Raw genomic sequence first — 10769 nt, forward strand, 5'->3', positions numbered from 1 at the left:
AAATAACGGCCGTAAAACCTTCCACTAATTCTTCTTTAAAATTTCCTTTTAGGTCAAAATAAGTGATTTTGATAGTGTAATTTCGATACACATCACCTCGGTCTTCAGGAATAGATAAACAGCCTTCAATTCCTTTTCGAAGGAGTTCTGAACGCCACACAATTTTCGGATTAATATAAAATTCAAACGGTTCGCCGGGTTTGTCTAATCGTTGTACCCAAAATAAATTTCGATTAATTCCAACTTGCGGAGCGGCAATGCCAATTCCGGGATTTTCAGGATTTTGCATTGCCAAAAGCATTCTTTTCGCTACAATCGGAAGCAATTTATCTTTCGGATTCACATCGGTTGAAACTGCTTTCAAAATTTTCAAATCATTGGGTTCAGTTATCTGAATTACTTTGAACATTTGCGTTGAATCGGCTTCCAAAATAAAGTCACGTTCTTCTTTTGTAAACTTTTGAGAAAAAGTCACAACCGAAATCAACAAAAAAGTAACCAAAATCAATTTTTTCATCTTACTTAGCAATTACAGCTTTAATTTCATCAATGATTCGTAAAGCCAATGCATCTGCTGCTTGTTGAGTTGGAGCTTCAGTATAAATTCGAATAATTGGCTCCGTATTTGATTTTCGTAAATGCACCCATTCCGTGGCAAAATCAATTTTTACACCATCAATTGTTGAAATTTGCTCGTGAGCATATTTAGCGGTCATCGCCACCAAAATCGCATCTACATCAATTTCAGGAGTCAATTCAATTTTGTTTTTACTCATATAATACTGTGGATACGAAGCACGAAGTTCCGCCACCGTAACATCCAAACTCGCTAAATGTGTTAAAAATAAAGCCACTCCAACCAAACTATCACGTCCATAATGCGACTCCGGATAGATGATTCCTCCATTTCCTTCGCCTCCAATAATAGCGTTAGTAGATTTCATCAATTCCACCACATTGACTTCACCAACAGCACTGGCTTGGTATTTTCCGTTGTGTTTTTCTGTAATATCGCGTAAAGCTCTTGATGATGACATATTAGAAACAGTATTTCCCGGGGTTTTACTCAACACATAATCAGCCACGGCAACCAACGTATATTCTTCTCCAAACATTTCGCCATCATTCGAAATAAAAGCCAAACGATCTACATCGGGGTCAACCACAATTCCGAAATCGGCTTTTTCTTTCACAACCAATTCGCAAATATCTCCTAAATGTTCTTTCAATGGTTCCGGATTATGAGGAAAATGTCCATTTGGTTCGCAATACAATTTTACTACTTCCACACCCATTTGTTCTAACAAATTTGGAATAATGATTCCGCCCGAAGAATTGACACCATCAACAACCACTTTAAATTTACGTTTAGATACTGCTTCTGCATCTACCAAAGGTAAATTCAACACCTCATCAATATGAATATCCATGTAGGCATCATTCACAATAACTTCACCTAAACTATCCACATCGGAAAAATCGAAAGCCTCAGCTTCAGCGATTTCTAGGATAACAGCTCCTTCTGCTCCACTCAAAAATTCACCTTTTGCATTTAATAATTTTAAGGCATTCCATTGTTTTGGATTGTGCGAAGCGGTTAAAATAATTCCGCCATCCGCTTTTTCCAACGGAACAGCAATTTCAACTGTTGGAGTAGTAGAAAGCCCTAAATCAATCACATCAATACCTAAACCAATCAACGTGTTAACCACCAAATTATGAATCATTGGGCCGGAAATTCGGGCATCACGACCGATTACTACTTTAAGTCGCGATTTACGGGTTGCGGGTTGCGAGTTTTTTAAAAATGTTCCATAGGCCGAAGCAAATTTTACTGCATCTACCGGTGTAAGATTATCACCCACTTTTCCGCCAATAGTCCCTCTGATTCCTGAAATTGATTTGATTAATGTCATAGTATAAAAGTTGAATTGCTGAATTTTATTTTATTTTATGGCAAAGATATAGAAATGAATGTTTCTTAAAGTGATTTAAAATTCAATTTTTTAAGAATTAATTCCTACATTAGGCAAATGAATTTTTTAGCTCACATCTATCTTTCCGGCGACAACGAACTCCTTCAAATCGGCAACTTTATGGCCGATGGTATTCGTGGAAACGATTATTTGAATTATCCGGCAGAAGTTCAGAAAGGCATTATTTTGCACAGAGCCATTGATACGTTTACAGATGCACACCCTATTTTTAGGAAAAGTAAGCATCGTTTACATGAAAAATACGGACATTATTCGGGTGTAATTATTGATATTTTTTATGATCATTTTTTGGCTAAGAATTGGGTTAACTACTCGAATCAACCTTTAGAGAAAGTGGCAAATGATTTTTATGAAAATTTGCGAAGTCATTATGACATCTTAACCGAAAGAACCAAAGGAATGATGCCTTATATGATTGCCCGTAATTGGTTGGTGAGTTATGCCTCAATTGAAGGTTTATCGATGATTTTATTTCAAATGGATCATCGTACTAAAAACCGAGTTGATATGCATCTTTCCATAAATGAATTAAAAGAGTTTTATACCGAATTTGAAAATGAATTTACTACCTTTTTTGAAGAATTACAAATCCATTGCCAAGAAAAACTAGCTACGTTATGAGAACTATTTCATTACTTTTATTACTATTTTTAATGGGATGCAAATCGGAGCAAACTACTATTCCAACCGGATTAGTCACCGAAAAAGCGATGGTGGTTTCTGCCCGTGAAGAAGCATCTCAAATTGGTGTAGAAATTATGAAACAAGGTGGGAATGCTTTTGATGCGATGATTGCTACCGAATTGGCTTTGGCTGTTGCCTATCCTTACGCAGGAAATATTGGCGGAGGTGGATTTATGGTTTACAGAAAATTTTCAGGCGAAACAGGCAGTTTAGATTACCGCGAAAAAGCTCCATTAGCCGCTACTTCAAGTATGTTTTTAAATGAAAAAGGAGATGTCGTAAGCGGAATGAGCACTGAATCTGCCAAAAGTATTGGCGTTCCCGGAACTATTGCCGGCGTTTTTGCTGTGCATGAAAAGTTTGGAACCCTACCTATAGAAACTATTTTAAAACCGGTAATTGAATTAGCCAAAAAAGGAGTTGTTGTAACCCAAAAACAAGAAGAAAGATTAAATAAATATCGCCAAGTTATTGTTAAAGCTAATGGAGATAAAACTCTGTTTGCTAGCATATTTAAAGAAAAAGATACGATACGTTATTTCGCTTTAGCCAATACGTTAGAACAGATTGCCAAAAACGGCCGAAATGAATTTTATAAAGGCGAAACGGCTAAGAAATTAGTCATGTACATTCAAACCAAAGGCGGAATCATCACCTTAGAAGATTTAGAGAAATATGAAGCGGTTTGGCGTGACCCAATATCATTTGATTATAAAAATTACAAAGTAACTTCGATGGCTCCACCGAGCAGTGGCGGAATTACGTTAGGTCAGATTTTAAAAATGATTGAACCGTATGATGTGCAATCATTACAACATAATTCAGAAAAATACATTCAACTTTTGGTAGAGGCAGAACGAAGAGCATACGCTGACAGAAATCATTATTTAGGTGATCCTGATTTTGTAAAAATTCCTGTAAATGAACTAATGAATGATGTTTATCTTAAAAGCAGAATGTCAACTTTTTCATTTGAAAAAGCGACCAAATCAAGTGATATTACTAAAGGAACTATTCAATTTTCTGAAAGTATGGAAACCACTCATTATTCAATTATTGATCAATTTGGGAATGCAGTTTCTGCTACCACAACGATAAATGATGCCTATGGTTCAAAATTGTATTGCGATGAGTTAGGCTTCTTTTTAAATAATGAAATGGATGATTTTTCAGCCAAACCGGGCATTCCGAATATGTTTGGTTTAACCGGTTCCGAAGCCAACAGCATTGCTCCTCAAAAAAGAATGCTGAGTTCGATGACTCCTACCATTATAGAAAAAGACGGGAAACTTTTTATGATTTTAGGAACACCGGGCGGCTCAACCATTATCACTTCAGTTTTACAAACTTTTTTAAATGTTGCTGCATTTGAAATGAGCATGCAAGAAGCAGTTAATGCTCCTCGTTTTCATCATCAATGGCTACCGGACGAAGTAATTTTTGAACCGGAAAGTTTTTCTAAAGAAACTCTTCAATCGTTAAAAAAGAAAAATTATCTCATCAACGAAAAAGCTACTCCTATTCTAGGAAAAGTGGATGCCATTTTAGTGCTTCCCGATGGAAAATATGAAGGTGGAGCAGACAAAAGAGGCGATGATAAAGCCGTTGGTTTTTAAATTAAGTTTTATCTTAGCGTTTTAAAACAGTTTTTTCATGCCAAACGAAAAAAAATCAATCTTTAAAACATTTTTCAGAAAGAACTTCAGAAGACTGGAAGGGTTTATTTTTTACTTAAAATCATTTTTATCGCCAAGACAATTTATTTATTTAGCCTGTTTTTTGGTAGGAATCTCTTCTGCTTTGGCTGTAATTGTCTTAAAAACATTTGCTCACTGGGTATATATTTTTGCACAATATATCGATTCCATTTTTCATTTACCATACAGTAACAGTACGCTACCCATTATCGGAATTGTGCTTACCGCCTTTGTAGTAAAAAAAGTATTAGATGGTTCTATCGAAAAAGGCACTTCACAAATCATGTATGCAGTGGCCAAAAAATCAGGCATCATGCCCAAAAAGCAAATGTATGCTCAGATTATAACTAGTTCACTTACGGTGGGTATGGGTGGATCTGCCGGATTAGAATCGCCTATCACCATTACAGGAGCTGCTTTTGGAAGCAATTTTGCCCAAAATTATCGCCTGAGTTACAAAGACAGAACGTTACTTTTGGCTTGTGGAGTTGCTGCCGGAATTGCCGCTGCGTTTAATGCACCAATTGCAGGAGTGCTTTTTGCCATAGAAGTGGTATTGATGGACGTTAGTATTACCGCTTTTATTCCCATCATGATTTCGTCGGCAACGGGAGCAATCGTCTCAGCTATTTTGTTGAAAGATGAAATTCTATTTACTTTCAGTAAACAATTGGATTTTGATTATCATAATTTACCATTTTATATTCTATTAGGAGTTGTCTCTGGCTTTGTTTCAATAAATTATGCCAGAACTTTTCGAAAAATTGAACATTATTTTGAAAAATCGAAACTGAAGCCCATACGAAAAGCATTTTTTGGTGCTTTCCTTTTAGCTATTTTGATTTTCTTTTTCCCAACCTTATTTGGTGAAGGGTATGAAAGTATAAAAATGCTCGCCAATACAAATCCACAACAAATTTTAGACAATACAGTACTTCAAGGTTTTAAAGATAATAGCTGGATTTTACTCCTCTTTGTGGGAGCAACCATGTTAATTAAAGTCTATGCCACGAGTATCACCATTGGAAGTGGCGGAAACGGTGGAAACTTTGCTCCTTCCCTATTTGTAGGCTCTTATTTGGGATTTGTTGTCGCTACATTTTTCAATCAAGTTGGATTTAAACTTCCTGTGATTAATTTTACGTTGGTAGGTATGGCAGGAATACTGAGTGGCTTATTTCATGCACCGCTCACTGCCATTTTCCTTATTGCCGAGATTACTAGCGGCTATAGTTTAATGGTTCCACTGATGATAGTGTCGTCTATTAGTTTTGCTATTTCTAAAAGATATGAACCGTATTCTTTTGATATAAAAAATTTGGCGGCCAAAGGCGATGTGTTTACAGATGATCGCGATCGGAATATTCTATCGGGCATTACACCTTCCAATCTCATACAAACCAATATTCAAACGTTGAAATTATCCAATTCATTGGAAGAATTAGTCCAAAAAATTTCAAATTACAATCAATCCGTTTTTCCGGTTGTGAATGATAAAAATGAATTAATTGGTATAGTTAATTTTGAAGAGATTAGACCTTATTTATTCAATAATTACAAAGTAAAATTTACTGCTTTACAAGATGTAATGCATCCTCCGAAGGAAGAAATTAATTACGATGAAACAATGGACACCATCATGGAGAAATTTGATCATACTAAAGAAGAATTTCTTCCCGTATTGAAAAACAATCAAGTAATAGGAATGTTGTCAAAAACCTCAATTTTAGAAGCTTATCGGACTAGATTGAAGAATATGATTATTGAGTAACTGCAGAATAGTTAAATCAGTGTTCAGTTAGCATTTTTAACTGAACACTAAAAACTGATTACTGAACTCTACTTTGTTTTCTCTCCCACAAAATAATCATTCGTACTTTTAAACAACACATTAAACGTCGTCAAACTACCATAAATACGAGTGATATATTGTTGTAAATCAATTTTTTCAGCTTCGTCTAAGTTACTGGCATTGATTTTTTGCTCCATTACTCTTAATCTATCGCGAACCATTATGATTTTATGGAAAAAAGTATCGATTGGAACTTCTTTATTTTGTGTTGCTGTTCCGGGTTCCATAATCAATTTCCCGCCTTTCCATTTATCAGCAATTGGAACAATTTGGGAAACATCTGACCATTTTTGAAGTAGATTTTTTAAAGTTCTTTCCACTTCATAAAAACTTACCGAATCTACTTCGTCTTCCAACGCTTCAATTACTTCAAATTCACTGTCAACGTCGATGGTTTCTAATCCGCTTTCGATAAAAGTTACCCAATAATGTTTGGCTGTAACGTTTGTTACTACTCCTGCTCCGTTTTCAGGATGTTTAATTCGGGAACCAATTCCTAATATCTTCATATTCTAAATTTAATTTTTTCAAAAATAGAAATTGTTTAACAAATTCTTCTTATATGTCTATATAAATCTTGCTGTTAAAATCGTAACTTTGCGTTTTGCCAAAAAATTATGCAACAACCAGACGAAACAATTGAAATTTTAGGAGCTAGGGTTCACAACCTCAAAAATATTGATGTTTCTATTCCACGAGAGAAATTGGTGGTTATTACCGGACTTTCGGGCTCTGGTAAATCATCGTTGGCTTTTGATACCATTTATGCGGAAGGTCAGCGAAGATACATCGAAACTTTTTCGGCATATGCCCGACAATTTTTAGGCGGATTAGAACGTCCCGATGTAGATAAAATTGACGGACTTTCGCCTGTAATTGCCATCGAACAAAAAACGACCAGCAAAAGTCCGCGTTCAACGGTTGGAACGATTACTGAAATTTATGATTTCTTGCGTTTGTTGTTTGCAAGAGCCGGTGAAGCTTACAGTTACAACACCGGCGAAAAAATGGTTTCCTATTCCGATGAGCAAATTAAAGAATTGATTATTGAAAATTTCAAAGGAAAACGCATTAACATTTTAGCACCAATCGTTCGATCTCGGAAAGGTCATTATGCTGAATTGTTTCAACAAATTGCCAAACAAGGCTTTGTAAAAGTTCGGGTTAATGGTGAAATCCAGGATTTGGTTAGCGGCATGAAAGTCGATCGCTATAAAACCCATGATATTGAAATAGTAATTGACCGCATGCAAATCGAGAACGATGAAGAAACTGATAAACGTCTGACAGAAAGCATCAAAACCGCTATGCATCACGGTGATGATGTCATGATGGTCATCGAACACGAGTCAAAAGAGGTCCGCTTTTTTAGTCGAACGTTAATGTGTCCAACATCAGGAATTTCATATCCGAATCCGGAACCAAATAATTTTTCGTTTAATTCACCAAAAGGTGCCTGTGACCATTGCAATGGATTGGGAACAGTGAACGAAATTAATCTGAAAAAAATCATTCCAAACCCAAAATTAAGCATCAAACAAGGTGGTTTTGCACCGCTTGGTGAATATAAATCGAATTGGATTTTTAAACAATTGGAAACGATTGGTGAAAAATATGGTTTTAAATTGACCGATGCCGTTGAAACTATTTCGGAAGAGGCAATGGAAATGATTTTGAATGGCGGAAAAGAAAAATTCTCGGTAGAATCTAAAACATTGGGCATTACTAAAGAATATAAAATTGAATTTGAAGGAATTTCTAATTTCATCAAAAATCAATTTGATGAAAGCAATTCAACTTCCATTAAACGCTGGGCAAAAGAATTCATGGATGAAAACGAGTGTCCTGATTGTCATGGTTCTCGATTAAAAAAAGAAGCTCTCTATTTTAAAATCAATGAAAAAAATATCGCCGATTTATCACAAATGGATATTTCGGAATTGGCTCATTGGTTTTTTAACTTAGATGACAATTTATCAGATAAACAAAAAGCTATTGCTGTTGAAATTACCAAAGAAATTAAAGCACGATTACTATTTTTGTTGGATGTTGGTTTGAATTATTTATCGTTAAACCGCAGTTCCAAATCGCTTTCAGGTGGTGAAGCTCAACGGATTCGATTGGCCACACAAATTGGTTCGCAATTGGTGGGTGTTTTGTATATTTTGGATGAACCCAGCATTGGTTTACATCAACGAGACAACGAGCGATTGATTAATTCCTTGGAAAATCTTCGCGATATTGGCAATTCCGTTTTGGTGGTGGAACACGATAAAGATATGATTGAACGTGCCGATTGGGTGATTGACATTGGACCTAAAGCAGGTCGTTTTGGTGGACGAATCATTAGCGAAGGAACACCGCAACAATTGTTATTAGAAAACACGATGACAGCTCAATACATGAGCGGCAAGATGAAAATCGAAATCCCAAAAAAACGTCGTGAAGGAAACGGAAAAGTCCTGAAATTATGGGGAGCAACCGGAAATAATTTAAAAAATGTGACGGCAGAATTTCCTTTGGGAAAACTCATCTGCATCACAGGAGTTTCAGGAAGTGGAAAATCAACATTGATTAATGAAACCCTATATCCTATTTTGAATGAACACTTTTTCAATGCGGTAAAAAAACCACAACCTTTCAAAAAAATTGAAGGTTTGGAACATATTGACAAAGTAATTGACATTGACCAAAGTCCGATTGGGCGAACACCACGAAGTAATCCGGCTACGTATACTGATGTTTTTTCGGAAATCAGAAGTCTGTTTACGCAAACACCCGAAGCGATGATTCGTGGCTATAAAGCAGGACGTTTTAGTTTTAACGTGACCGGCGGCCGCTGTGAAACTTGCGAAGGTTCCGGTGTTCGAACCATCGAAATGAGTTTCTTACCGGATGTTTATGTAGAATGTGAAACTTGTATGGGAAAACGTTTTAATCGAGAAACTCTGGAAATTCGCTACAAAGGAAAATCCATTTCCGATGTATTGAATATGACAGTGGATGAAGCGGTTGAATTTTTTGAAAACATTCCGAAAATATATCGTAAAGTAAAAACGATTCAAGATGTTGGTTTGGGTTACATTACTCTAGGACAACAAAGCACAACACTCTCGGGTGGCGAAGCACAACGAATAAAACTGGCAACCGAATTATCTAAAAAAGATACCGGAAATACGTTTTATATTTTAGATGAGCCAACGACCGGCTTACATTTTGAAGATATTCGGGTGTTGATGGAAGTGATTACAAAATTAGTAGATAAAGGTAATACCGTCTTGGTAATCGAACACAATATGGATGTAATAAAATTGGCAGATCATATTATTGATATTGGTTTAGAAGGAGGAAAAGGCGGGGGAGAAATCATTTGTAAAGGAACTCCGGAAGAAATTGTGAAAAACAAAAAAAGCTTCACCGCACAGTTTCTAAAAAAAGAATTACTTTAGCACGTTTGTTTAATTTAAAAAAAGAAAAGAAAATGTCAGTAGAACAATACGAAAATGAAGACCACAGAATACAAGAAAAATTCAAACAAAAAACCTGGAACGAAATACGTACGAATGATTCTTGGGCGATTTTTAAAATCATGTCTGAGTTTGTCAATGGTTATGAAAGCATGGCAAGAATTGGGCCTTGTGTTTCCATTTTTGGGTCAGCCAGAACAAAACCGGGTGAAAAATATTATGAATTAGCTGAAAGCATTGCCTATAAAATCAGTAAAGCAGGCTATGGAGTAATTACCGGTGGTGGTCCCGGAATTATGGAAGCCGGGAACAAAGGTGCTCATCGAGGCGAAGGAACTTCAGTAGGATTAAATATTGAATTGCCTTTTGAACAACATTTTAATCCTTACATCGACAAGGATAAAAACTTAAATTTTGATTACTTTTTTGTGCGAAAAGTAATGTTTGTCAAATATTCACAAGGATTTGTCGTAATGCCGGGCGGATTTGGAACGTTGGATGAATTGTTTGAAGCAATCACTTTAATTCAAACCAAAAAAATAGGTAAATTTCCCATTATTTTGGTAGGAACAGAATATTGGTCAGGCTTGTTAGATTGGATAAAAAATGTAATGATAGACAAGCAGAAAAATGCAAGTCCTGATGATTTAAATTTAATCAAACTAGTCGATACCGAAGACGAAGTAGTTGAAGTGCTCGATGCCTTCTATAAAAAATACAATTTAAGCCCAAACTTTTAAACATACAAAAACAATTAAATGATTTTTTCTTTTTTATTTGATAATATCTCATTTTTTTAAAAAAGCGAGTAGTAATGATATCATATTTACTTATTTTTTAGCATTTTTTTAATTAAGTAATGAATTGTCAATCAAATTAATACTTGTTATAAAAAATATTTATTTTAACAGAACTTTAATAATTGTAATAGTAAAAAAAAATAAATTTGATTGTCCGCAATTACCCATAATTAAATAAAAAGCCTTATATTTGATAAAAAAAAGCGATGAATTTATTCAGTTTTACGGCAAATTTTGGAAGTGAAGAAGCTTGTAGACTTCATTTTAAAGAA

Annotated in this window: 8 protein-coding genes; 5 read left to right on the top strand and 3 right to left on the bottom strand. The window is 35.3% G+C overall.

What is annotated here, in order from left to right:
- Together ACIQ0M_RS14735 and glmM are read right to left on the bottom strand one after the other, a co-directional pair.
- Positions 1-517 (bottom strand): peptide deformylase (locus tag ACIQ0M_RS14735; RefSeq protein WP_396153588.1); only part of this gene is annotated, 517 nt, incomplete at its 3' end.
- 1 nt (position 518) lies between these two features.
- Positions 519-1916 (bottom strand): phosphoglucosamine mutase, encoded by a 1398-nt coding sequence (gene glmM / locus ACIQ0M_RS14740; protein ID WP_396153590.1) that lies wholly within the window; start codon positions 1914-1916, stop codon positions 519-521.
- Between the two features lie 117 nt (positions 1917-2033).
- On the opposite strand from glmM, the gene ACIQ0M_RS14745 reads away from it, so the two are divergent.
- The 3 genes from ACIQ0M_RS14745 to ACIQ0M_RS14755 are packed head-to-tail and all read left to right on the top strand — an operon-like array spanning position 2034 to position 6149.
- Entirely contained in the window at positions 2034-2618 is a 585-nt protein-coding gene (locus ACIQ0M_RS14745; RefSeq protein ID WP_396153592.1) for an ACP phosphodiesterase, read from the top strand.
- Positions 2615-4297: a gamma-glutamyltransferase gene (gene ggt, locus ACIQ0M_RS14750; RefSeq protein WP_396153594.1), complete on the top strand. Its 1683-nt coding sequence runs from the start codon at positions 2615-2617 to the stop codon at positions 4295-4297. The genes ACIQ0M_RS14745 and ggt overlap by 4 nt, the downstream gene beginning before the upstream one ends.
- A gap of 37 nt (positions 4298-4334) precedes the next feature.
- The gene (locus ACIQ0M_RS14755) at positions 4335-6149 is read left to right on the top strand and encodes a chloride channel protein (RefSeq protein ID WP_396153596.1); all 1815 of its coding nucleotides are present in this window, start codon (positions 4335-4337) and stop codon (positions 6147-6149) included.
- Positions 6150-6217: 68 nt separating this feature from the next.
- Here ACIQ0M_RS14755 and ACIQ0M_RS14760 read toward each other — a convergent pair whose 3' ends face one another.
- Positions 6218-6739, bottom strand: coding sequence for a hypothetical protein (locus ACIQ0M_RS14760; protein WP_396153598.1), 522 nt, complete (start codon positions 6737-6739; stop codon positions 6218-6220).
- A 108-nt stretch (positions 6740-6847) separates the two neighbouring features.
- Here ACIQ0M_RS14760 and uvrA point away from each other — a divergent pair, with 108 nt between their 5' ends.
- Positions 6848-9679 (top strand): excinuclease ABC subunit UvrA, encoded by a 2832-nt coding sequence (gene uvrA, locus ACIQ0M_RS14765; protein WP_396153600.1) that lies wholly within the window; start codon positions 6848-6850, stop codon positions 9677-9679.
- A gap of 32 nt (positions 9680-9711) precedes the next feature.
- On the top strand, positions 9712-10437 hold the full coding sequence (locus tag ACIQ0M_RS14770) for a TIGR00730 family Rossman fold protein (protein WP_396153602.1): 726 nt from the start codon (positions 9712-9714) through the stop codon (positions 10435-10437).
- The last annotated feature ends 332 nt before the right edge of the window (positions 10438-10769 follow it).

Origin of the sequence: Flavobacterium sp. (assembly GCF_044339515.1) — a bacterium.
In the GTDB taxonomy this organism is placed as follows: Bacteria; Bacteroidota; Bacteroidia; order Flavobacteriales; family Flavobacteriaceae; genus Flavobacterium.